The organism is Polaribacter sp. (assembly GCF_965660385.1).
Taxonomy (GTDB): Bacteria; Bacteroidota; Bacteroidia; order Flavobacteriales; family Flavobacteriaceae; genus Polaribacter.
Genome location: NZ_CBFHZT010000013.1, coordinates 13643 through 37912, shown reverse-complemented (window position 1 = coordinate 37912; position 24270 = coordinate 13643). Strand labels below are relative to the sequence as shown.

Sequence of the window (24270 nt, the reverse complement as noted above, 5' to 3'; positions counted from 1 at the left end):
TATTTTTTAAATCGTTATATATTTTTGATTTCCTGTTCAGAGTGTGGCCCTAATTCATAGATAGCTCCCAATAATTCTTTTTTAATTTCTTTGGCTTGTTTTTGGTTACCAGTTGCCTTTAAAATATAAGCTGTATGCAATAATGCTTCTGGCTCAAAAGTATGCCCCAAAACAAATTTTTGTGATATTTGAGCAGCTTTTTCAATGTGCCCATTTTTATAATATGACCAAGCCAATAAATCGTAAGATTGTGCAGTTGGTCTTGCTTTTACCTCTTTTTTTGCAATTTGTAAAGCTTTTAATTTTTTAGAATCATCTTCTGCTAAAAGCAACACATTGTATTTAGCATACATTGCTCCGTATTTTTCGTTTGTCACTTTTTTTAAATAGATTTTTGTTTGTGAGTTTTGTTTGAATTTGTCACCAACAAAATTAGCAATTTCTGCTTGTAATAAGTGATAATCTGGAGCTGTATTTTCTTTAGATACAGTTTCTAAAATTCGTAATGCTTCTTTTGGATTTCTTTCATAAGAATACACAATCCAAGCAATGCCTTTTTTTGCATAACTATTGTTTGGGTTAATTTCTAAAGCCGCTAAATAAGCATTATAAGAATCTGAAATTCTACCTGCATGCCCATAATAATCTGCTAAATTGGTATAGTTCCACTGAATTAAACTCTTGTTTTTAGAAGATTTAGCAATTTGTAAAGCGTTTTCTAAATAGCGAATCGCATTATCTAAATTTCCTAGGTGATCATTGTATTTTGAAAGTCGAATTAAATAATCGAAATCTTTTAGGTTTTTTACCTTAGATAAATATTTTTCTACTTTATTATAGGCTCCCAATTCTAAATACACATCAATCAACATTAAATGAGTTTGTTGTAGTTTTTCACCTAAATGTTCTGCAGTAATTAATAACTCTAAGGCTTCTTTAAAACGATGTTGAGAAATATAATTTTTGGCTAAACTTCTTAAATAACCTGAGTTGTTATAATTGGTTTTGGTGTTTACTGTAATTAAATTTTTTTCAGCTTCTTTTAATTTATTAATATCACCCGTTAATTGAAAAATATGCGAATTTGCTAAAGCTATTTTTGAATAATAAGGATACTGATTTGGTGTTTTTTCTAACTTGTTTTTCCAAAAATTTAATTCTGATATTGCATTTTTTAAAGCAATATTTTCATCCATTTTTAAATACGTTTCATATTCTTCTGGATTTGTTATTTGTTTGGTTTTCTGAGTATTGCAACTATTGATTGAAACAAAAGTTACAAATGCTAAAATAAGTTGGATGTATTTCATTATTTGTAGTTTTTAGTTTGTTAAATAGCTGGCGTGCTTATTAACACGCCAGTTAAATTTTTTTAGGGGTAAATGGGGGATTTTGGGGGAATTTTAGGGGAGTGATTTTTAAAAAAACCTGACGCATTCCCCCAACTACGCCAGTTTACAGCTTTATAAAAAAAGCCTTAAATTATTGCCAAGGAGAAGCTAAATAAGGAAATGATGTTAAAAAATCCTTATCGTTTGTACTCACATTGTCATCAGATAAATTTGGGTTTTCAGAGAAATCTTCACCTCCAAAAATTAGCAATAGCTCTACTGTAATTACATCATCTGCTAAAGCTCTACCAGTTAAAACATTAGTACCATCATAAAAAGTAGTAGTACCATCTAAAGAAACATTTAATACATCAGTTGCTAATAAACCTGTAAAAGTAGCTGCATCTAAACCTAATGCGTTTGTATCTCCATCATTAGTATAAGCAGGACTTAATCCTGTTAAATTGGTTTCAAACATAGATTGAAACATTGCTCCTTGTTCTGATGGGATTGTAGTATTAAATGCATCTTTACTTGCTGCAGATACAAAAACTGTATTAATAGCTGGTCTACCCATTTGATCTTTTTGTACAAAAGTTCCTGAAAAATCTAAAGTTGGTGCAGTTGGCATATCATCATCATTATTGTCACAACTAATGATGAATAGTGAAAAAAGTGCCATTGTGATATATTTTAAGTTGTAAGTTTTCATAATATTCTATATTTAGCTTTAGTTAATTTTATTATTGTTTTGCTTTTGCTTCTACCCAAGTATTTATGGTTCCAGAACCACCAATTTCACTTTTAGGTACTTCTACCACAATTGACAGTACATTGGTGCCTGCAAAAGTATCTGCTCCTGGATTGTTAAATGCAGTAGCATTACCTCCAATAATTTCTCCATATTGTGCAAAGTCCATAAAGAAAGGGTCATCTCTTGGTCCTGCAAAAAATTGCATTCCATTTTGACTTGAAGTAATTGCTGATGAAGATGAAATTGCAACCACAGATTTTGTAGCCATTTCATTAATTGTACTATTTAAACCTGTTTGTGATGGTGCATATGGACCGAAAAAATACATTTTACCATCTCTAGGAATGGCTTGAATTACTAAATCTTCAACTTTATCATCATTGGTATCAATATTAAACTCAACCATAACATTTTCGTCAAAAGAAGCAGTTGTTGTTGCAGTTGGACTTAATAATCCTTGAACATTAGCCACAAATACTAAATTGTCTGTATTTTCTCCTTGAAAGGCATAAAAGTCTGTAATGTCTGCAGAAGTTCCGCTTGCTGAAGGAGCATCAATATGATCTGCGGCTATTGTAATTAAGCCTATTAGCGCCACAAATATAGTTGCTAGTAAAATTTTTGATTTTTTCATTGTGTAAGTTTTATGTTATTTTAAATTGAATTTCACTTATACTTACGATGATATCTAAAGTTTGGTTTTAAAAAAGTGTTTATTTTTTAAAATAAAATTACAATCCCTTATAAACAAAGGGAAAAAAGAGGTTAAAAAATTACAAATTCAGTAAATAATTGTAATATTGTAGCGTTAAATAAATATAATATTAAAAAATAATGACCAAAAAACACTCTTGGAAACATAGACTTCACGAAATTATCTATGAAGCAGACACCAAAGAGGGTAAACTTTTTGACGTTGTATTATTAGTTGCAATTATTGCAAGTATTTTATTAGTAATGTTGGAAAGTGTGAATAGTTTTGATGAAAAATATCACAACTATTTAAATATTTGTGAGTGGATTATTACGATACTTTTCTCTATAGAGTATATTTTAAGGGTTATTTCTATAAAAAAACCACTAAGATATATTTTTAGTTTTTATGGTATTATAGATTTATTGTCTACCATACCTAAATACTTATCCTTTATATTTATAGGTTCTCATCACTTAGTAGCTTTAAGAGCCTTACGTTTATTAAGAGTTTTTAGAATTTTAAAGCTAACAAGATATATTGGCGCATCGAATACATTATTAGTAGCTATGAGAGCTAGTAAGGCAAAAATTTCGGTTTTCTTATTTTTTGTGGTGATAATTTGTATTATTCTAGGTACAATAATGTATATGATTGAAGGTGCAGCAAACGGTTTTACAAGCATACCTAGAAGTGTGTATTGGGCCATTGTAACATTAACTACAGTTGGTTTTGGTGATATTGCTCCTCAAACACCACTTGGCCAATTCATAGCAAGTATTATTATGATTTTAGGGTATGCTATTATTGCAATTCCTACTGGAATTGTTAGTTCAGAAATTGCAAAAAGCTCTAAAGACGAAAACAACACGCAAGCCTGCCCAAATTGTTTAAAAGAAAAACATAAAAACAATGCTAAATATTGTTATAATTGTGGAAGTGTTTTAAACGAATGACAAAAAAAAATACAAATACGCTAATTACCATTGTTGGCCCCACTGCAATTGGTAAAACTGCTTTAAGCATAAAATTGGCTAATCATTTTAAAAGTGATATTATTTCGTGCGATTCAAGACAGTTTTATAAAGAAATGACCATTGGTACTGCAGTTCCTGAGCCTGAAGAATTAGCTGCAGCAAAACATCACTTTATTCAAAACAGAAGCATTTTTGACGATTATAATGTTGGCGAATATGAAAGAGATGCGCTAAAAAAACTTGACAATCTTTTTACCAAAAACCCCGTACAAATTATGGTTGGTGGTAGTGGTTTATATGTGGATGCAGTGTTAAATGGTTTGGATTATTTTCCTGATGTTGATAAACAAATACGCATTGATTTAACCAAAGAGTGGCACGAAAAAGGAATTACATCACTACAAGAAAAATTAAAAGTACTTGATATAGAGACCTATAATACCATTGCTTTAGATAATCCTCATAGAATAATAAGAGCCTTAGAAATTTGTATCGGTACAAAAACTCCGTATGCAACTTTTAAAAATAAGCCCAAAACTCCGAGAAATTTTAATAGTATAAAAATAGGTTTAACTGCGGATAGAGAAATTATTTATAATAGGATAAACCAAAGAGTAGATATTATGATTGCTAATGGTTTATTGCAAGAAACCCAAAACCTTTATCAACATAAAAAGTTAAACGCTTTACAAACTGTAGGATATAGAGAGTTATTTTCTTTTTTTGATGGTGATTTTACTAAGGAATTTGCCATTTCAGAAATCAAAAAAAATACCAGACGTTTTGCAAAAAGGCAATTAACATGGTTTAAAAGAGATCAAAAAACACTATGGTTTGATTATCAAACAGACATCAATGAAATAATTGCTAGTGTTTCTAAAAATATTAACGCTTTTTAACGACTATAGATTTTGGTAAATCATTCGCTTTTATATCTTTGCGCATCTTAAAATTAAATCATGAAATCAAAAATAACATTTCTTCTTATTGCTTTCTTAAGCACGGCGTCAATAGCACAAACAAAAACAGGAACTATTGACAACGATTACATTATTAATTTAATGCCAGAGGCAAAAATAGTTATTAAAAGAGCACAAGCTTATGGGGCTAAATTAGACTCTTCATTTTCTATTAAAATGAAAGACTACCAAGATAGAGTCGCTGACTTTAGAAAAAAAGAAAAAGAATTGGGCGAGTTAATGAAAAAAACATTGATTAAAGAATTATCTGCTTTAGAGCAAGATATAAAGCAGTATCAAAAAAATGGAAGTCAATTAATGCAATTAAAACAAGCTGAGTTAATGAGACCTTTGTACACAAAACTAAATGCAGCTATAGATGAAATTGTAAAAGAAAATGGTTACACATTAATATTAGATAAAAACGGAAATCAGTTTGCTTATATTGATCCAAAATATGACATTACCCAACTCGTAATGGATAAATTAGGTGTAAAAGCACCAGAACCAATTGCGTTACCTTCTCAAAATTAATTTTACTTAAAATTTAAAAAAGGCTCATTATTTATTACAATTATGAGCCTTTTTTATTTTTTTTTTGATTGATATTATTACACTAACATCAATTTTGTAATAATTTCTTCACCCAATTCTTCATTCATCATTTTTATAATCTTATCTTTTCCGTAACTCAATTCTTCTCGTAAAACAGATGATTTTAATTGAACAATTAGCGTTTTATTTTGTAATCGTATAGAAGTAGTATGTGTTGCTACTCCTGGCCCCATCATTTTAGTCCAAGTTTCTTCTACTTTAATTTTTTGCATACCTTTTGTCAAATTATTTTCTTTGATAAAAGATTTCATTAAATCTTGTATTGAAAAAGAATCGTTTTCTCTTTTTGCCATTATTTTTAGCTATTTGCTTTTTGCTAATTCGTATTTATTTTTTACTTTCATTTTCGTACATCAAACTTAACACTATAACTTAAAAATTTGATAAGCTTTATCACCTTGCTTTAAAATATTTTCAGTGCGTTCAGCATGTGTATCTGTGATAAAAATTTGTCCAAATTCATCATTATTTACCAAGTCTATAATTTGCGAAACTCGATTTTCATCAAGCTTATCAAAAATATCATCTAATAATAAAATTGGTGTTACATTAGATTTTTGCTTAATAAACTCAAACTGAGCCAATTTTAAAGCAATTAAGTACGATTTTTGTTGCCCCTGTGAACCAAACTTTTTAATTGGGTACTCTCCTATCTCAAAACTCAAATCATCTTTATGAATTCCAGATGTTGTGTATTGTAAAATTTTATCTTTTTCTAAAGATTTTTTCAATAAATCAGGCATTAAAAAATCGTGTAACTGACTTTTATAGTTTAGGTTTACCTGCTCTTTATCACCAGAAATTACTTGATATTTCACATTAAAAATAGGAATAAATGTCGCTAAAAAATCTTTACGTATTTCATAAATTTTAGCTCCATAATTAGCCAATTGCTCATCATAAACACTTAAATTCAAGGCATCAAAAGTTCTGTTGGCTGCAAAATATTTTAACAATGCATTACGTTGACTTAATACTTTATTATAGGCAATTAAATCTTGCAAATACGTTTTGTTTTGTTGAGAAATAACACCATCTATAAATTTTCTACGGGTATCACTACCCTCTATCACCAAATCTCTATCAGCAGGTGAAATAATAACCAAAGGAAACTGGCCTATGTGCTCAGAAAACTTTCCATATGCCTTGTCATTTCTTTTTAAAACCTTTTTTTGCCCTTTTTTTAGACTGCAAATAATTTTCTCATTTCTGTCATTCAGTTTATAATCGCCTTCAATCATAAAAAAACCTTCCCCATGCTTAATATTTTGTACAGCAACCGCATTAAAATAACTTTTGGTAAAAGACAAATAATAAATTGCATCCAAAACATTGGTTTTACCAACTCCATTATTTCCTACAAAACAATTGATTTTCTCTTGAAAATCAAAAGATTGCGATGTGATATTCTTAAAATTAACTAAAGAAATTTTCTGTAAATACATAAATATATTTGAAGTTTGAAAATAGTTTGCAAATTATTGAAAATTTTGCAAAATAAGCCCTTTTAAAATCCAATTAAAAAAACTATTTTTGCGCCACTAATTTTTAAGGAAATATGGCAACATACAAGAAGAGAGGATATAAACCGAAAAATAAAAGCGAAGAGCAACAAGTAGATAATATGGACAGCACAACTGCTGAAGTATTTAATACCTTAGATGAAACAGCTTCCAAATCTGAACAATGGATTGAGAAAAACAGTAAAGTTTTATTTGGTGCTTTAGTAGCTATTGTTGTGGTTTTTTTAGGGTATTTAGGCTACAACAAATATATTGTAGCGCCAAATGAATTAGAAGCCTCTAACGAATTGGCTTTTCCAAGAAAATATTTTGATGAGGCTGCAACAGCAGGTTCAGGTGTAGATTCATTATTAAATTTAGGTTTAGAGGGTGCTGATGGTAGATATGGTTTTTTAGATATTGCTGATTCTTACAGTGGCACAAGTGCTGGAAATTTAGCAAACTATTACGCAGGTGTTTCTTACTTACAAATGAAACAATATGATAAAGCAATTGAATACTTAAGTAAATTTGATTCTGATGATGAAATGTTAGGTCCAGTTTCTTTAGGAGCAATTGGTGATGCTTTTGCTGATATAGACCAACAAGAAGATGCCTTAGACTATTATGAAAAGGCAGCAAACAAAAAAGATAATGAGTTTACAACTCCTTTGTTTTTGTACAAAGCTGGTCAAACTGCTATGTTATTAGAAAATTATAGCAAAGCAGAAGAATTGTTTACCAGAATAAAAGATAACTACTCAAAATCTGAACAAGGTAGAGATGTAGAAAAATTTATAAATGCAGCTAAATACGCTAAATAGTTTTTAGTTGTTGGTTCATAGTTATTGTTGCAATTATCAATTTAAATAATATTACCAGAAACCAACAACAACAAACCAAAAATCAACAAATGGCTACAACCGATTTATCTTATTACGATAAAGCAACAATCCCAAATGCGAAATCTTTTCGATTTGGGATTGTTGTTTCTGAATGGAATCCAGAAATTACACAGAACTTAAAAAAAGGAGCTATTGAAGCTTTTTTAGATTGTGGTGCTCTACAAGAAAATATTATTTCTTGGGATGTTCCTGGTAGTTTTGAGCTGGTTTTTGGATGTAAAAAAATGATTCAAACCGAAAAAGTAGATGCAATTGTGGCTATTGGTAATGTAATTCAAGGGGAAACCAAACATTTCGATTTTGTTTGCGAAGGTGTTACTCAAGGTATTATAGACCTGAATGTTAAATATGATGTACCAGTTATATTTTGTGTTTTAACAGACAATACCAAGCAACAATCTTTAGACAGATCTGGAGGAAAACTAGGGAACAAGGGTATTGAATGCGCAATAGCTGCTGTAAAAATGGCAGCTCTTAAAAATCTGAATAGAAGTTCTGATAGTATTGGTTTTTAGTTTAAAATAAAGACTTCTACTAACAAGCGGTTTTACTTCATTAATATAATATTCTAGCTTTCAATTAGTACTGCTTTGAGAAAATAGTACATCAATTTTAAGAATACTTTTAATAGCATTCTTTGATGTATTCCTTTTTATTCTTTAAATTTGATATCCTTTAAAATTGGTACGATAATTGATTTTTTTAATCATTACTCACTAATTATTACTAAACTATGGGATTTTTAAAAAGAACACATAAACAATTCGACTATCAACCTCGGTATTATAAAGGAGAAGGAAATCCTTATAAAATTGAGCATAAATTAGATAAATACAGAAAAACAGCTGGAAAAAATAAAGGGATTAAAGCAAAATTTTCTGATGCTGTAGATGATTTAAAAAACGGCGAAAAAGGGTTTAACAAAACCATTGTTTACATTGTGCTTATTTTAGTTTTTATTTTTTTGTACATCATTGATTTTGATTTATCAATATTCGTAAATAATTAATGTCAGACATCATTCAACTTTTACCAGATCATGTAGCCAATCAAATCGCTGCAGGAGAAGTGGTGCAAAGACCAGCTTCTGTAGTTAAAGAATTGCTAGAAAATGCTATTGATGCAGGGGCAACCAGTATAAAATTATTAATAAAAGATGCTGGCAAAACCTTAATTCAAGTAATTGATGATGGCAAAGGAATGAGTGCTACAGATGCCAGAATGTGTTTTGAAAGGCATGCAACCTCTAAAATTCAAAAAGCGGAAGATTTATTTAATCTTTGTACCAAAGGTTTTCGTGGTGAAGCTTTGGCTTCCATTGCTGCTATTGCTCATGTAGAACTCAAAACAAAACAAGAAAATGAAGAGTTAGGCATCTGCCTTAAAATTGAAGGTAGTAAAGTAACTTCACAAGATTTTATATCAACTGCAAAAGGAACCAGTTTAGCTGTTAAAAATTTATTTTACAACATACCTGCCAGAAGAAATTTCTTAAAATCTGATACTGTTGAAACCAGACATATTATCGATGAATTTCAAAGAGTTGCCTTAGCACATCCTGATATTGCCTTTTTACTGCATCACAATAATAACGAAGTATATCATTTAAAAAGCAGTAATCTAAGACAACGTATTGTGGCTATTTTTGGTGGTAAAATGAACGAAAAATTAGTTCCAATTGATGAAAAAACAGATATATTAAATATTCAGGGGTTTGTAGCGAAACCAGAATTTGCCAAAAGAAAACGAGGAGAACAGTTCTTTTTTGTAAACGATCGTTTTATAAAAAGCGGATATCTAAATCATGCTGTAGTGAATGCTTTTGATGGTTTGTTAGAACAAGGCGCTCATCCTTCTTATTTTTTATATTTAAAAGTTCCTACAAATACGATAGATATTAATATTCATCCTACAAAAACAGAAATTAAATTTGACAATGAAAAGGCATTGTATGCTATGTTAAGAGCAACTGTTAAACACAGTTTAGGCCAGTATAATGTAGCCCCTGTTTTAGATTTTAATAGAGATGCAAATTTAGATACACCTTACCATTATACAAAACAATCAAACACAACATCAACTCCTAAAATTACAGTAAATCCAGATTTTAATCCTTTTAAAGAAACGCAAAGTCAACCCTCTCAACATCATTTTAAAAAAGAGCAACATACACAAAGTTGGGAATCTTTATACACTTCTACTGCTATTGCTGATGAAAACAAGCAAGAAGAATTATTTAATCATCAACAAGAAACTAAAACACAAAAAACCTTTCAAATTCAGCGAAAGTATGTGATGAGTTTAATAAAATCTGGTGTGGTTTTAATTCACCAATCTTCTGCACATCAACGTATTTTGTATGAAGAATTTTTAGAAAGCATTACTGTTAAAGAAGCCAACAGTCAGCAATTGCTTTTTCCTGTAAAAATCTCATTTTCATCGCAAGAAATTGAAATGATTTATACCATTAAATCTGAATTGGAAAATGCTGGTTTTTCTTTTGATGAATTTACCAAAGATAGTGTCACCATTAAAGGAATTCCGGTTTCAGTTACCGAAAGTAAAATCACCATAATTTTAGAAGAATTGTTACATGATATCAATTTAGAAGTTCCTGACACTAGTTTTAGCCATTTTGATGTCATGGCAAAATCGTTCGCGAAAACATTATCTATAAAAACAGGTACACAACTCTCTGAAAAAGAACAAGAAAGCTTGGTAAACAATTTGTTTTCATGCAAAGAACCAACTATTTCACCTTTTGGAAAAGCAACATTTAAAACGTTGACTTTAAACGAGATAGACAACCTATTTAATAGTTAATATGAATAGACTCACAGATGCCATAAAACACTTAATCATCATAAACGTAATATTTTTTATTGCGCCACAATTATTGCAATTAGATTTTACGAATATATTGGCTTTACATTTTCCTAAAAATGAGCATTTTGGTTTTTGGCAATATGTTACCCATATATTTATGCACGATCAAAAAGGAATAGGACATATTTTATTTAATATGTATGGTTTATGGGCATTTGGTACTCCCCTAGAACAAATGTGGGGAAAGACTAAGTTTCTATTTTTCTATTTCTCTGCAGGAATTGGAGCTGGGTTGATTTATTCTTTTGTTAATTATTATCAATTTACTAGTATTTATGAGCAACTCATAAATTTTGGGCTTACTAGTACTGAAATACAAAATATTTTAAATATTGGTAGTTATAACGACCCTAGGATTCTTATCTCCACAGAAAAAATGATAAAATTTTATAGTTTGTATCATACGCCTGCAGTCGGTGCTTCTGGTGCTGTATATGGAATTTTAGTAGCTTTTGGATTGTATTTTAGAGATGCAAAATTAATGTTGATTTTTTTCCCAGTTCCTATAGCTGCAAAGTATTTTATTCCTATTATGATTTTAGGTGATTTATTTTTTGGCATGACAAAATATTCAGTTGGAAATGTTGCCCATTTTGCACATATTGGTGGCGCTATTATAGGATTTTTAATTGCTTGGTATTGGAAACAAAATCAATTTAAAATGAAACAATGAGTATAATAAACGACATAAAAAGAAGATACATCACTGGTAATATTGTAGAAAAACTAATTTTAATTAATATTGGAGTTTTTATTTTAACAGTTTTGGCTGGTTTATTTCAGAAACCTTATGCTGGTGAATTGAATTTTATTGCAACGTGGTTTTCTTTAGATGATACTGTAAACGGATTATTGACAAAACCATGGTCTATTATTACCTACGGATTTTTACACGCTGGTTTTATTCATATTTTATTCAATTGTATTGCTTTGTATTTTATTGGTAATTTATTTACCCAATATTTTACTCAGAAACAGCTTCTGAATTTTTATATTTTAGGTACTTTGTTTGGCGGAGTTTTGTATATTTTTAGTCAAAGTTTTTTTCCGCTTTTTGAAGGAAAAAACTCTTATTTGGTTGGAGCATCTGCTGGAATTTCTGCTATTTTTTTAGGGATTGCCACGTATATGCCAAATTACGAGTTAAAATTTCCGTTGATTGGTTTCGTTAAATTATGGCAAGTAACCGCAGTTTGGATTCTGTTAGATGTCATTGGACTTGTAGGTAGCAATGCAGGAGGCAGTTTTGCGCATTTAGGTGGAGCATTATTTGGTTTTTTATACGTCAATAAAGCCAGTAATAAAGAAATAACTTTATTAGATAATTTAAGTTCTTTATTCAAAAGAAAAAAGAAATCGCCTTTAAAAACGGTATATAAATCAAAGGAAAAAAGAAAATCAAGCCCAGATTTAAATCAACAACAAGTAGATAAAATTTTAGATAAAATTAGTAAATCTGGCTATGACACCTTAAGCAAAGCCGAAAAAGATTTTTTATTTAGGCAAGGAAAAAAGTAATTAGAGAACCATTCCCCAACTGTGAAAAAGTTATCCTTTATTAATAAAATAGTGTATTTCATTAATTCTTTAATGGCTGCACTTTTATTGCTCTCTTATGTATTGCCTTACACTTCGCCAAAATTATTTCCCTCTTTTGCAATTCTTAGTTTATTAGCACCAATTATCATTATAATCAATATTGCATTTGTGCTTTATTGGTTAGTTAGTTTAAAAAAACAATTTCTTTTATCAACACTAATTTTAACCATTGGTTGGTTTATAATTCCGAATATTTACAAATTTACAGGCAATTCTTCTTCTTTAAATGATGACCTTAAAGTAATGAGTTATAATGTTAGACTTTTTAATTTTTGGAATTGGACCGATGATAAAAATACCTCTACATTAATTAAAGATTTTATCAAGGAAGTCTCACCAGATATTTTACTACTTCAAGAAAATTATGACGAGCAAAAAAACAAACCAAACTATCCTTATAGTTATATAAAATCAAACATTAAAAGCAAAAAGGCAGGCTTAGCCATATTTTCTAAATTCCCGATTATCAACAAAGGGTCTTTAAATTTTAAAAACACGTCTAACGACATCATATTTGTTGATATTGTTAAGAAAAAAGACACCATAAGAATATATAATTTTCATTTACAATCTTTGCATTTAAGACCAGAACAAGAAAATTTTGGTCAAGAAAATTCAAGTAAATTAATAGAAAGGTTAAAGGAAGGATTTGTAAAACAAGCCGAACAAACTGAATTGTTTTTAGCTCACGAAAAAAAATGGAAAGGCAAAAAAATAATTGGAGGCGATTTTAATAATACGTCCTATTCTTGGGTGTATAACCAAATTTCTAAGGATAAAAAGGATGCTTTTATTGAAGCAGGAAGCGGATTTGGAAAAACATTTGATTATTGGTTTCCGATGAGAATCGATTTTATTTTAACTGATGAAAACGCCATCATAAATAAATTCACCACTTTTTCAGAAAAAAATTCAGACCACTTCCCTATTCTAGCAAAAATACATTGGTAAATACTTTATATTCGTAAAAAATATTCTTTGCATGAAACATTTTACTGTAGCAATTATTGGTAGTGGACCCTCTGGAGCATCAACTGCATTTCATTTAGGTAAGCATGGCATTGATACAGTTATGATAGAAAAAGAAACGCTGCCAAGATATAAAACTTGTGGTGGTGGTTTTGTAAATAGAGGTAAAAAACACATGCCTTTTGACATTACTGAAGTTGTTGAACGTGAATTCTGTAAAGTGGATACCTATTTTAACAATCACGAAAAATGTTACTATTCTCATAAAAAAGAACCCATTATTACCATGATTATGCGTGATGCTTTTGACAATCTTATTGTGGAAAAAGCTAAAGAATTTGGGGTAACATTATTAGAAAATCACAAGCTTTTACATATTGATTTTGTTGATGAAAAAGCAATCTTAAAAACCTCTCAGGGTGATATTTCTTCTGATTTTGTGATTGCTGCTGATGGCGTTTTAAGCCAAACAGCAAAAATGGCAGGTTGGCAAAAAGACACTCGAAAACTAATACCTGCTTTAGAGTATGAAGTTGAGGTTAGTAAAGAAGATTTTGAACGACTTTCTAAAAATGTTCGATTTGATATTGATGCAGTGCCTTATGGATATGCTTGGTGTTTTCCTAAAAAAAATCATTTATCATTAGGCGTTTTAACCACCAAAAAGGGGAAGATCAATTTAAAAGAATATTATAAAAAATACCTGAAAACTTTGGGTATTGAAGAGATTATTAAAGAAGATGCTCACGGATTTCAAATACCCGTAAAACCAAGAACCGATGGTTTTGTAAAAAACAATGTTTTTCTAATAGGTGATGCTGCAGGGTTTGCTGAACCAATAACTGCAGAAGGCATATCAAATGCAATTTTAAGCGGAAAATATGCTGCTGAAGCTATTATAGAAAGCAAACTCAACAGAAATCTTGCCGAAAATATATATATAGAAAAATTAAACATCAAACTATTATACGAATTAAAATCAGGGGCATTATTGGCAAAATTCTTTTACCATAATAACCCAGTAAGAATTTACTTGTTAAACAAATATGGACAATTATTTAATGATATTATGGTAGATGTTTTACATGGAGATCGAGGTTTTCCTAAAAATATTCCTGAAAAATTAAAAGCAAAAATTAAAGAGAAGATTTTTTAAATGTATTAGGCTACTCTTTTATTTTAAAAAACCATATTCTCTTTCAACTTTACAAATTCGTAATTGATATTGGGTATACCATTTTTCTCTACCTAAATTTCTTGCAAGTACATGTTCTACATTATTTTTCCAATGTAAAATATCATCTAAAGTTTGCCAATACGAAACTGTAATTCCTATTTCATTTCTTGCAGATTCAATACCCAAGTATCCTTTTTGAAGTTTTGCTAACGTTTCCATTCTTTGAGCTGTTTTTAGATACCCTTCTGCATTATTTGCTATAATTGTAGTAAAGATTACAGCGTAATAAGGCGGTTTTAAATGTGCTACAATCATAATATAATTTCGTATTTGGTTTCTGGTAGTTGTAGATCATCATTTATAAATTTTTGAACGGTTTTAAAATTTAATTGCTCTAAAATTTTTACAGATGCTATATTTTTATCAATTGCATAAGCCACCAATTTTCGAATTCCTATTTGCTTACAATAAGTTAAAGTTGCTTTACAAATTTCAAAACCATAGCCATTTCCCCAATATTTTTCTAAAAAACGATACCCAATTTCATCATCTTTACCATCTTTTACCAAAGCTAATGTACCTATAAATTCAGAATCTGATTTTCTCTCAATGGCATAAATCCAAAAATCATTATTAGCAATTTTATAATTATCAATTAGCGCTATTATTTCTAGTTGATGATCTTGTAAATTTTTTACATCACCATCTGCAAACTGCATCACTTTAGGATTACTTTGCATTTCGTGAAACTCATTTAAATCACTTAACATCAGTTTTCTAACAATTAATCTTTGGGTTTCAAAAATCATCAATATTATTGTAAATTTGCGAAGGCCAATAACTGTCTAAGTTGCCTTTTGTTTTTATAAGTTTTAACTATTAAAACAAGCTAATAGAATTAAAAACCTCGATTATCGAGTAAATGTACAGGAATGATTGCAAATAAAAAAGTTGCCTTTTATACTTTAGGTTGTAAATTAAATTTCTCAGAAACATCAACCATTGCTAGAAACTTTGTGAACGAAGGTTTTGAACGCGTGGATTATTCTGAAAAAGCAGATATTTATGTCATCAATACGTGTTCTGTAACAGATAATGCAGACAAACGTTTTAAAACTATTGTAAAAAATGCTTTAAAGAAAAACGATGAGGCTTTTTTAATTGCTGTGGGTTGTTATGCGCAATTAAAACCAGAAGAATTGGCGGCTGTTGATGGTGTAGATTTGGTTTTGGGCGCTACAGAAAAGTTTAATGTTACTAGTTACATAAACGATTTAAGTAAAAATGAAGTAGGCGAAGTACATAGTTGCGAAATTGTTGATGCTGATTTTTATGTAGGTTCTTACTCTATTGGAGATAGAACGCGTGCTTTTTTAAAAGTGCAAGATGGTTGCGATTATAAATGTACCTATTGTACAATCCCTTTAGCACGTGGAATTTCGAGAAGTGATACTTTGCAAAATGTTATTGAAAACGCCAAAGAAATATCTTCTAAAGGAATCAAAGAAATCGTATTAACTGGTGTTAATATTGGTGATTATGGTAAAGGGGAATTTGGTAATAAAAAACATGAACATACTTTTTTAGAATTGGTGAAAGAATTAGATCAAGTAAACGGAATTCATCGTTTGCGAATCTCATCTATCGAACCAAATTTGTTAAAAGATGAAACAATTGATTTTGTTTCTCAATCTAATGCTTTTGTGCCTCATTTTCATATTCCTTTGCAATCTGGAAGTGACGAATTACTAAAAAAAATGAAGCGTAGGTATTTACGACAAACCTATACAAATCGTGTTGAGCAAATAAAAGCAACAATGCCAAACGCTTGTATTGGGGTTGATGTTATTGTTGGTTTTCCTGGAGAAACAGACGAGCTTTTTTTAGAAACCTATAATTATTTAAACGATTTAGACATTTCTTATCTACACGTTTTTACCTATTCTGAAAGACCAAATACTGAGGCAGTTGCTATGCAGGGTGTTGTACCTAAAAAAACGCGCGCTAAAAGAAGCAAAATGCTACGTGGTTTATCTGCAAAAAAACGAAGAGCTTTTTACGAATCGCAATTAGGCAATACGTTAACCGTACTTTTCGAAAGTGAAAATAAAGAGGGATACATCCACGGTTTTACAGAAAATTATGTAAAAGTAAAAACACCTTGGAACCCTGATTTGGTAAATACCTTACATACAATTACGTTAACAAATATTGATGAAGATGGTTTAGTACGCTTTGATTTTTTAAAAGCACCAATTACCATTTAATATGGCATCAAAATTGATACATTTGGTTACGACAACGTATTAAAAGATAGCTTTTAAAATGTTAAAAAAACACATTTATTTTATGCCTGGTTTGGCTGCTGGTCCAGAAATTTTTGAAAATTTGGCACTTTCAAAAGAACACTATGAATTGCACTATTTAACTTGGTTGGCACCCTTATCTTTAAAAGAAACCATAGCCAACTACGCAATGCGTATGACTGATGAAATTAAACACGAAAAACCTATTTTAGTTGGTGTGTCATTTGGCGGAATTATAGTTCAAGAAATGAGTAAATTTATGGATGTGCAAAAAATCATAATCATTTCGAGCGTAAAATCAAAAAAAGAACTTCCAAACCGTTTTAAAATTGCAGCTAAAAGTAAAATTTACAAGTTATTTCCTACTAAAATTGTCACTAATTTTGAAGATTATGCAAAATATTTTGTGGGTAAATCTTTAGAGAGAAAAGCAAAAATGTATAAAAAGTATTTGTCTGTAAGAAATAAAGAGTATTTAAAATGGTCTATTCAGAATGCAATTACGTGGAATCAAGAAGAGCCTTTAAAAAACATTGCTCATATTCATGGAACAAATGATGAGATTTTCCCAATTAAGAGCATTTCAAATTGCATCAAAATAAAAAACGGAAATCATGCCATGATTATTATCAAAGCAAAAGAAATTTCGAAAATTATTGATGCAACTTTAACTTGTTAAAACTAATGGATTTTTTTACTTTTATGGTAATAAGAAATTGATGTAATTATGAATAAACCTCTACGTATTTTATCTATTTTAAGTATTGTTTTTATAACGGTAATTTTTATGAATGCCATAAATAAAAATACAATTGATAAAGATAAAATTGAACCAATTGTAAATACACATAAAAATTACAAAATAAAAGCTTTAAAATTACCAGAAAATTTAAACTTAGCTGGTGAAAAAGTTCCTGTAGAAATTCCTGATGTTCGTGAAAGAATGGAAAGAGAATTGTTGGTAAATACTTATTGGCAATCTAATGGTTTGTTATTGTTAAAACGTGCAAATAAATACTTTCCTATTATGGAACCCTTATTAAAAAAGTATGGTTTACCAGACGATTTTAAGTTTTTAGCTTTAGCAGAAAGTGGTTTTACAGACGAAACTTCTACTGCAGGTGCTGCTGGTATGTGGCATTTTATGAAAAAAACAGGGAAAGAATATGGTTTAGAAATTAATAATAATGTAGATGAAAGGTATCATATTGAAAAATCTACCAAAGTTGCTGCTGAATATTTAAAAAATGCTTACGAACGTTTTGGGTCTTGGACACTTGCTGCTGCTGCATATAATGCTGGGAATTATGGCATTTCTAGAAGAATAGAAGCACAAGAAGTAAATAATTACTATGATGCAAAATTACCCGATGAAACCGAACGTTATGTATTTCGAATTTTAGCCTTAAAAGAAATTATTAGCAATCCAAAAAAATACGGCTTTGTTTTTGAAAAAGAAGATTTATATCATCTAGATAAAACAACTACTATTAAAGTTGATACTGCCATTACCAATATTACTGCTTTTGCTAAAAAATTCGGGATGAATTATAAAGAATTTAAAATTTATAATCCTTGGTTAAGAGAACATCACTTGAATAACAAAAGTAGAAAAATGTACGAAATTAAAATTCCGGTAAAATAATCTTTATCATCTCTTCCAAAAAAATATTTGTTGGCTTTAAAAACCCAACACTCTTTAGTTTTTAAAGTTGTGTAAGCTTTTTGTTTAGGCAATTATATTTACAATATTGAGTTCGAAATTCTGTAAATCAAGAAATAAAAATAACAACAGGAGAAAACAATAAGCATCAAAAAAGCCTATCATAACAATGATAGGCTTCTAGATAAAAATTTAACTAGTAATAAAATATATATTATAATACTCTTACGTTTACTGCGTTTAATCCTTTTCTACCTTCTTTCAAGTCAAACTCAACGTCATCGTTTTCACGAATCTCGTCAACTAGTCCTGAGACATGTACAAAATGTTCTTTGTTTGTTCCTTCTTCAGTGATGAATCCGAATCCTTTAGATTCATTGAAAAATTTTACGGTACCTTTATTCATTATAAAAAATTAATTTGTTACTGCTTTTTTACAGCAACGTTATGTTAAAGTACAAATATACTACCAATAAAGTTAACTTAATATAAATAATTGATTTTCTTTTAATTAAATGCTTAACACTTATGGATAAAGGATTTAGCCTCAATAAATTCATTAATTATTTCATTTATAACGTCTTTTACAGGTCTAATTTCATGAATTAATCCTGCAATTTGACCTATTTCTAGTTCTCCTTCATCTAAATCACCTTCAAAAATTCCTTTTTTAGCTCTTGCTCTTCCCAATAATTCTTGCAAATTTTCTTTAGTTGGGTTTTGCTGATACAACGCTTGTAAATCATGAAAGAATTTATTCTTAATTAAACGAACAGGAGCCAATTCTTTTAAGGTTAAATGTGTATCACCATCTTTTACATCAACAATAGAATTTTTAAATTTAATATGTGCAGAAGATTCTTCTGTAGCTGCAAATCGACTACCAATTTGTACACCATCTGCTCCTAAAACCATGGCTGCTAACATTCCCCTTCCTGTTGCAATTCCACCTGCAGCTATTACAGGTATTTTTACCTGTTCTTTAACCATAGGTATTAAAGTAAATGTGGTAGTTTCTTCACGTCCATTATGCCCACCAGCTTCAAAACCCTCACAAACTATGGCATCTACCCCAGCTAAAGCTGCTTTTAAAGCAAACTTAACAGAGCTAACTACATGCACAACTGTAATTCCTTTATCCTTTAAAAAGGATGTCCAAGATTTCGGATTTCCTGCAGAAGTAAAAACAATTTTAACATCTTCTTCTACAATAATATCCATAATTTTTTCGATATCAGGATATAACATTGGCACATTTACTCCAAAAGGTTTGTTGGTTGCTTTTTTACATTTTTGAATATGTTTTCTTAAAACTTCAGGATACATAGAACCTGCACCAATTAAACCCAAACCTCCTTCATTAGAAACTGCAGAAGCTAACTTCCATCCAGAAACCCAAACCATTCCTCCTTGAACTATTGGATATTTGATATTAAACAACTTTGTGATACGATTATTTTTCAATTTTTGATGAGCTTTATTGTTTTTGATTCCTTTTTATAGGATACCTTTAAAAGGTAAAAACCATTTTCTAAATTAGAAATATCAATTTCTGGAGATTTTAAATTATTTTTTTCAAAAACTTTTTTACCTAGCATTGAATATATTTTCACAGAACAATCTAAAAGTATATCTATTTTACCGGAAATTGTAAATGTATTATCAATAGGATTAGGATAAACATGTAAACCTGAAAGAAAATGATCATCAACAGAACCTGTAGAAGCAATGTAATTATTTAGTGCGTTTTCAAAATTCGGAATTCCATATCCATATTGATTATTTGGATTTTCGAATATATGAGCAGATTGAAAAAGAGATTCTTTTAGATATGTGTTAAAATCAGCCATTGATTTACTTGATGATTTTAAAAGAAAACCTTTATTCTGGTTCAAACAAGCTATTAAACCAGCCATAATTGGTGATGAAAACGAAGTTCCATTTGATGTTGAAATATTTCCAGTAGAAGCATTAATAATGGCCGCATTTGCACCTTGAGCAACAATTTCTGGTTTTATTCTTTGATCTGCTGTTGGGCCAAACGAACTAAATGATGCGATATCTCCAGAAGAATTTACAGCTCCTATAGCAATTACTGAAGCAGCATCTGCTGGAGCTCCTATATATTTCCAGGAATCGTTTCCACTATTACCAACCGAATTTACAACAAGTATTCCTCTTGACGCTGCAATTTCTGCTCCTCTTGAAATAAACGTTGTTTTCCCATCCATATCAGCGTATGTATGACTGTGATTGGGATTATCATAAGTGGTGTATCCTAAAGAAGTATTAATTACATCAACGCCTAAACTATCTGCTCTTTCTGCTGCTTCAACCCATAACGTCTCTTCTAAAACGGTTTCTGATTCTGCTATTTCAGATATAAATAAATAAAATTTAGCATCTGGTGCAGTGCCTACAAATTCATCTTCTACATAACCAGCAATGGTTGATAAAACATGAGTTCCATGACTATCTCTGGTATAAAAATCCTCACTTCTATCAGCAAAATTGTAACCTCCTAAAATTTGATTGTTAGCTCTTATCCTTTGAAAAGCATCTAACGTATTTACATTCGGAAAACCAGCATCTATAACTGCTATAATTTGATTTTCACCTGTTAAACCTTGTTGATGTAAAACATCTCCTTTTAACATTTTTATTTGATTTGCTGTACTTCCGTAATTAAAATCTGTTTGAGAGTTTTTGAATTTATTATAATGATTGGCTACTATTTTTTTTGAATCACTTTTATTGTTTGTATTTAAATTTTTATTTGCAAACTCAATTTTATCAACAAATGTAAATGTTGATGTAAAGTTTTTAATATCAGCCTCTAAACCCTGAATGTGTAATGCATTCAACCATTTAGATTTGCCTAAAATAGTAATACCAGAAGTGTTTTTTATTACGTCTACATAAACTTGATGCAAAGGAACATCTGTTTCATCAATAGGTACATTTTGCTCTGCTCTTCTATCAAGGGCTTTTTGAGAAAGCATTGTTAAAGGATTATCAATAAAAGTAGCTGCATTAGGTTTGTCTTTTAAATACAACCAAGCATCTTCTTGCTGTGCAAAAAAAGTTACGCTATAAATAAAAGCAAAAAAGAGTAGAAATTTTTTCATTATTTAATTGATATTGTAAAACCCATATTAAATGGAAAAGGAACAGTTCTGTGTTTAACAATAGCTGGTTTCCAACCTTTAATTTTTTCAAATTCTTTTATTAAGTAGGTTTCTCTTTTCTTTGGTAAATTTTCATCAAAAGAAACATTCCTTATATTTCCTTTAATGTCAATAATAAAATCAACATGAAATTTTCCGTTTGATTTAAAATCTAATTGATTTCTTACTAACCTATTAATCTTGTGTTGAAATTTTTTAATTCCTCCTTCAAAATAAGCTACCTTAGGTTTGCATTTTGTAGTATCATGATCAATTGTAATTCCTTTCTCATTAAAATATTTCTCCTTTATTAAAGAATTATTTTTAAAAACTTCTATAGATGCAACCTTACCATTAAAATGATAATATTTCCAAACCCCTTCTTTTTTACCATTTTGATGAATACCATTCACGGCCATTTGTCCATTAAAAAACCACCTCTTAAATCTACCATGTCCCTTACCATTTGCATTAAAATGCATAAGAGATTTTATACTATCATTTAAATGATAACTTACAAATTGTCCTATCCTTGTTTTTTTATCTTTAGATGTAAAATAATTATATGATTTAATTTTACCACTTCTTCTTACCTTTCTACATAACCAAAGTGAATCGTTTTTTTTGTTAAAATTTCAACTAAATAAACTTTACTTAAGTCTGTTACTATTTTCCCTTTGGCATCTAAATAAGTTACAATAGAATCTTTTTGAGCATATGAGCTAGAAAAGATAATTGCAAATAAAAAAAATAATAATTTCTTCATTCAGCCAAAATACTATTTTTTAATTTATAAATTTTAAGAAATTACACCAGAACCTAATAACTCTTCATCTTTATACCAAGCTACAAATTGCCCTTCTTGTATGGCAGATTGTTTGTTTTCAAATTCTACATACAAACCTTCATCAACCTTATATAACAAGGCTTTCTCTAATTTTTGACGATAGCGAATTCTAGCTTCTACTGCTAAAATTTCACCTGATTGTAGTTCTAAATCTTCACGAATCCAATGCAACTCTTCATTAGCAACAAACAACACATTTCTATACAAACCCGCATGATTTTTCCCTTCACCTGTATAAATAACATTCTCATTTACATCGGTTTCAATAACATACAAAGCCTCTTTTGTACCACCAACATTTAACCCTTTTCGTTGTCCTTTGGTAAAATAATGTGCTCCTTGATGTTTGCCCACTACTTTTCCGTCTTCTAAATTGTAAGCATATTTGGTTGCAAAATACTTTAACTCAGCTTCTTTGTTATCAAATGTTAAAGTAGGTTTTGTGTATTGCTTAAAATCAGCAGGAATTTGAACAATTTTACCTTCTTTAGGTTGTAATTTTTGTTGTAAAAATTCTGGCAAACGCACTTTACCAATAAAACATAATCCTTGAGAATCTTTTTTTTCTGCAGTAATTAAATCGGCTTCTTTAGCAATTTCTCTAACCTCTGGCTTTGTTAATTCGCCTATGGGAAATAATGCTTTTGCCAATTGTTCTTGCGATAATTGACACAAAAAATACGATTGATCTTTATTATTGTCTTTACCTGCTAATAATTTATAAACGAGTTTACCATCTATAATTTCTTCGCCTTTTCTACAATAATGACCTGTAGCAACGTAGTCTGCTCCTAGTTTTAGAGCAATATCCATAAAAACGTCAAACTTAATTTCTCTGTTACACAGAACATCAGGGTTTGGAGTTCGTCCTTTACTATATTCATCAAACATATAATCTACAATACGTTCTTTGTATTGTGCACTTAAATCTACCACCTGAAAAGGAATCCCCAATTTTTCGGCAACAATCATGGCATCATTACTATCTTCTAACCAAGGGCATTCGTTAGAAATGGTTACAGAATCATCATGCCAATTTTTCATAAAAAGCCCAATAACTTCATAACCCTGCTCTTTTAATAAATGCGCTGTAACACTAGAATCTACTCCACCAGAAAGACCAACAACTACTCGTTTCATTTTTTAATTTTGAGGATGCAAAGTTACGACTTTGTAAGTGAACTATAAATTGAAATAATGGATGGATTTATTGTAAAAATTGATGGATTCTTGTCAGTTTTATTTCAGTGTCTTTATTTGTTGCTTTTAGTAGTAATTTATCATCTTCTAAACTAAACGTATAAAATTGAAATATGTTTTTTTTATTATAACTTACCATATCTATTTGAGCTCTATGACTGTGTGTTTTAAACATCCCATATTTTTCTCCTTTAGGATAATTTCGTAACTCATAGGTATTGTCCCATCTAAGAAATAACATTGCTTTATTTTCTGGATTTAAACTATCTGAAACTTCTTTTCCATCATTTATTATAGAATCAAATTTCCATAAACCTAGTAATTTATTTGCCTCTGATGTTGGTAATTTATCTGTTTTTTCTAAGCTGATAACAATATCTAAATCATTTTCTTTCGTTTGCCAAGTCATCTTATTGTTATCAATAATTACTTTAAAAGATTCTGGATCATCTTTTACCCCAAATGTATTGGTAATTGTTAGTTCGTCTTTAGCATTTAAGTTATAAACCCCAACAGAATGTTGCAACCAACCATTACCAGAAGCTTGTGTGCCATCTGTATTAAAACGCATCCATTTTGCAATAGGAGTCAAATCATTATTGTCAATATTTACTTTTTTAACAAGCCAAAGACCTTCTATATTAGCATCTTTTTTAATGATTTTTTTATCACAAGAAAAAAGTAAAATGGTTAAAGTAAGTATTAAAAAATGTTTCATA

28 protein-coding genes are annotated in these 24270 nt (G+C 29.8%); 14 read left to right on the top strand and 14 right to left on the bottom strand.

Annotated features, from left to right (window positions below; genetic code table 11):
• Positions 1-14 precede the first annotated feature (14 nt).
• From ACTG3V_RS06050 to ACTG3V_RS06040, 3 genes are all read right to left on the bottom strand, one after another.
• Entirely contained in the window at positions 15-1310 is a 1296-nt protein-coding gene (locus tag ACTG3V_RS06050) for a tetratricopeptide repeat protein (protein ID WP_439131245.1), read from the bottom strand.
• A 172-nt stretch (positions 1311-1482) separates the two neighbouring features.
• Complete coding sequence (locus ACTG3V_RS06045; RefSeq protein WP_439131244.1) at positions 1483-2043, bottom strand: DUF4331 family protein; 561 nt, start codon at positions 2041-2043, stop codon at positions 1483-1485.
• Positions 2044-2074: 31 nt separating this feature from the next.
• Entirely contained in the window at positions 2075-2719 is a 645-nt protein-coding gene (locus ACTG3V_RS06040; protein ID WP_439131243.1) for a DUF4331 family protein, read from the bottom strand.
• Between the two features lie 200 nt (positions 2720-2919).
• On the opposite strand from ACTG3V_RS06040, the gene ACTG3V_RS06035 reads away from it, so the two are divergent.
• The 3 genes from ACTG3V_RS06035 to ACTG3V_RS06025 are packed head-to-tail and all read left to right on the top strand — an operon-like array spanning position 2920 to position 5249.
• Positions 2920-3735, top strand: coding sequence for an ion transporter (locus ACTG3V_RS06035; RefSeq protein ID WP_439131242.1), 816 nt, complete (start codon positions 2920-2922; stop codon positions 3733-3735).
• The gene (gene miaA, locus ACTG3V_RS06030) at positions 3732-4655 is read left to right on the top strand and encodes a tRNA (adenosine(37)-N6)-dimethylallyltransferase MiaA (protein WP_439131241.1); all 924 of its coding nucleotides are present in this window, start codon (positions 3732-3734) and stop codon (positions 4653-4655) included. Before ACTG3V_RS06035 ends, miaA begins: the two co-directional genes overlap by 4 nt.
• 60 nt (positions 4656-4715) lie before the next feature.
• On the top strand, positions 4716-5249 hold the full coding sequence (locus ACTG3V_RS06025; RefSeq protein WP_439131240.1) for an OmpH family outer membrane protein: 534 nt from the start codon (positions 4716-4718) through the stop codon (positions 5247-5249).
• 77 nt (positions 5250-5326) lie between these two features.
• Here ACTG3V_RS06025 and ACTG3V_RS06020 read toward each other — a convergent pair whose 3' ends face one another.
• Positions 5327-5623 carry a DUF721 domain-containing protein gene (locus ACTG3V_RS06020; protein ID WP_439131239.1) on the bottom strand — a complete coding sequence of 99 codons (297 nt, stop codon included), beginning with the start codon at positions 5621-5623 and terminating at the stop codon, positions 5327-5329.
• 72 nt (positions 5624-5695) lie between these two features.
• Positions 5696-6775, bottom strand: a complete 1080-nt coding sequence (recF, locus tag ACTG3V_RS06015) for a DNA replication/repair protein RecF (RefSeq protein WP_439131238.1) — start codon at positions 6773-6775, stop codon at positions 5696-5698.
• 113 nt (positions 6776-6888) lie between these two features.
• Between recF and ACTG3V_RS06010 the strand changes: the two genes are divergently transcribed.
• The 8 genes from ACTG3V_RS06010 (at position 6889) to ACTG3V_RS05975 (ending at position 14347) form a co-directional block, all read left to right on the top strand.
• The gene (locus tag ACTG3V_RS06010; protein ID WP_439131237.1) at positions 6889-7656 is read left to right on the top strand and encodes a tetratricopeptide repeat protein; all 768 of its coding nucleotides are present in this window, start codon (positions 6889-6891) and stop codon (positions 7654-7656) included.
• Positions 7657-7745: 89 nt separating this feature from the next.
• Entirely contained in the window at positions 7746-8252 is a 507-nt protein-coding gene (gene ribH, locus ACTG3V_RS06005) for a 6,7-dimethyl-8-ribityllumazine synthase (protein ID WP_439131236.1), read from the top strand.
• A 218-nt stretch (positions 8253-8470) separates the two neighbouring features.
• Entirely contained in the window at positions 8471-8746 is a 276-nt protein-coding gene (locus tag ACTG3V_RS06000; RefSeq protein ID WP_439131235.1) for a riboflavin synthase subunit beta, read from the top strand.
• Positions 8746-10560, top strand: a complete 1815-nt coding sequence (mutL, locus tag ACTG3V_RS05995; protein ID WP_439131234.1) for a DNA mismatch repair endonuclease MutL — start codon at positions 8746-8748, stop codon at positions 10558-10560. The genes ACTG3V_RS06000 and mutL overlap by 1 nt, the downstream gene beginning before the upstream one ends.
• Before the next feature lies 1 nt (position 10561).
• Positions 10562-11296, top strand: a complete 735-nt coding sequence (locus ACTG3V_RS05990; RefSeq protein WP_439131233.1) for a rhomboid family intramembrane serine protease — start codon at positions 10562-10564, stop codon at positions 11294-11296.
• Positions 11293-12141, top strand: a complete 849-nt coding sequence (locus tag ACTG3V_RS05985) for a rhomboid family intramembrane serine protease (protein ID WP_439131232.1) — start codon at positions 11293-11295, stop codon at positions 12139-12141. The genes ACTG3V_RS05990 and ACTG3V_RS05985 overlap by 4 nt, the downstream gene beginning before the upstream one ends.
• 72 nt (positions 12142-12213) lie before the next feature.
• Positions 12214-13173 carry an endonuclease/exonuclease/phosphatase family protein gene (locus ACTG3V_RS05980; protein WP_439131231.1) on the top strand — a complete coding sequence of 320 codons (960 nt, stop codon included), beginning with the start codon at positions 12214-12216 and terminating at the stop codon, positions 13171-13173.
• A 31-nt stretch (positions 13174-13204) separates the two neighbouring features.
• Positions 13205-14347 (top strand): geranylgeranyl reductase family protein, encoded by a 1143-nt coding sequence (locus ACTG3V_RS05975; RefSeq protein ID WP_439131230.1) that lies wholly within the window; start codon positions 13205-13207, stop codon positions 14345-14347.
• Between the two features lie 18 nt (positions 14348-14365).
• Here ACTG3V_RS05975 and ACTG3V_RS05970 read toward each other — a convergent pair whose 3' ends face one another.
• Both ACTG3V_RS05970 and ACTG3V_RS05965 read right to left on the bottom strand, forming a co-directional pair.
• Complete coding sequence (locus tag ACTG3V_RS05970; protein ID WP_439131229.1) at positions 14366-14683, bottom strand: antibiotic biosynthesis monooxygenase family protein; 318 nt, start codon at positions 14681-14683, stop codon at positions 14366-14368.
• Positions 14680-15177 (bottom strand): GNAT family N-acetyltransferase, encoded by a 498-nt coding sequence (locus tag ACTG3V_RS05965; RefSeq protein WP_439131228.1) that lies wholly within the window; start codon positions 15175-15177, stop codon positions 14680-14682. Before ACTG3V_RS05965 ends, ACTG3V_RS05970 begins: the two co-directional genes overlap by 4 nt.
• A 123-nt stretch (positions 15178-15300) precedes the next feature.
• Between ACTG3V_RS05965 and mtaB the strand changes: the two genes are divergently transcribed.
• The 3 genes from mtaB to ACTG3V_RS05950 are packed head-to-tail and all read left to right on the top strand — an operon-like array spanning position 15301 to position 18319.
• Entirely contained in the window at positions 15301-16635 is a 1335-nt protein-coding gene (gene mtaB, locus ACTG3V_RS05960) for a tRNA (N(6)-L-threonylcarbamoyladenosine(37)-C(2))-methylthiotransferase MtaB (protein WP_439131227.1), read from the top strand.
• Positions 16636-16693: 58 nt separating this feature from the next.
• Entirely contained in the window at positions 16694-17353 is a 660-nt protein-coding gene (locus ACTG3V_RS05955; RefSeq protein ID WP_439131226.1) for an alpha/beta hydrolase, read from the top strand.
• A gap of 48 nt (positions 17354-17401) precedes the next feature.
• Positions 17402-18319, top strand: coding sequence for a lytic transglycosylase domain-containing protein (locus tag ACTG3V_RS05950; protein WP_439131225.1), 918 nt, complete (start codon positions 17402-17404; stop codon positions 18317-18319).
• A gap of 232 nt (positions 18320-18551) precedes the next feature.
• Here the strand turns inward: ACTG3V_RS05950 and ACTG3V_RS05945 are convergent, their stop codons facing one another.
• The 7 genes from ACTG3V_RS05945 to ACTG3V_RS05915 form a co-directional block, all read right to left on the bottom strand.
• A complete protein-coding gene (locus ACTG3V_RS05945; protein ID WP_397446816.1) occupies positions 18552-18743 on the bottom strand; it encodes a cold-shock protein in 192 nt (63 codons plus the stop codon).
• Between the two features lie 113 nt (positions 18744-18856).
• Positions 18857-19801 carry an NAD(P)H-dependent flavin oxidoreductase gene (locus ACTG3V_RS05940; protein ID WP_439131224.1) on the bottom strand — a complete coding sequence of 315 codons (945 nt, stop codon included), beginning with the start codon at positions 19799-19801 and terminating at the stop codon, positions 18857-18859.
• Entirely contained in the window at positions 19798-21465 is a 1668-nt protein-coding gene (locus ACTG3V_RS05935; RefSeq protein ID WP_439131223.1) for a S8 family serine peptidase, read from the bottom strand. The genes ACTG3V_RS05940 and ACTG3V_RS05935 overlap by 4 nt, the downstream gene beginning before the upstream one ends.
• The gene (locus ACTG3V_RS05930; protein WP_439131222.1) at positions 21465-21986 is read right to left on the bottom strand and encodes a toxin-antitoxin system YwqK family antitoxin; all 522 of its coding nucleotides are present in this window, start codon (positions 21984-21986) and stop codon (positions 21465-21467) included. Before ACTG3V_RS05930 ends, ACTG3V_RS05935 begins: the two co-directional genes overlap by 1 nt.
• A gap of 107 nt (positions 21987-22093) precedes the next feature.
• Positions 22094-22270, bottom strand: a complete 177-nt coding sequence (locus ACTG3V_RS05925) for a hypothetical protein (protein WP_439131221.1) — start codon at positions 22268-22270, stop codon at positions 22094-22096.
• A gap of 33 nt (positions 22271-22303) precedes the next feature.
• On the bottom strand, positions 22304-23491 hold the full coding sequence (gene mnmA / locus ACTG3V_RS05920; RefSeq protein WP_439131220.1) for a tRNA 2-thiouridine(34) synthase MnmA: 1188 nt from the start codon (positions 23489-23491) through the stop codon (positions 22304-22306).
• A 67-nt stretch (positions 23492-23558) separates the two neighbouring features.
• Positions 23559-24269, bottom strand: a complete 711-nt coding sequence (locus tag ACTG3V_RS05915) for a hypothetical protein (protein WP_439131219.1) — start codon at positions 24267-24269, stop codon at positions 23559-23561.
• Position 24270: the final 1 nt, after the last annotated feature.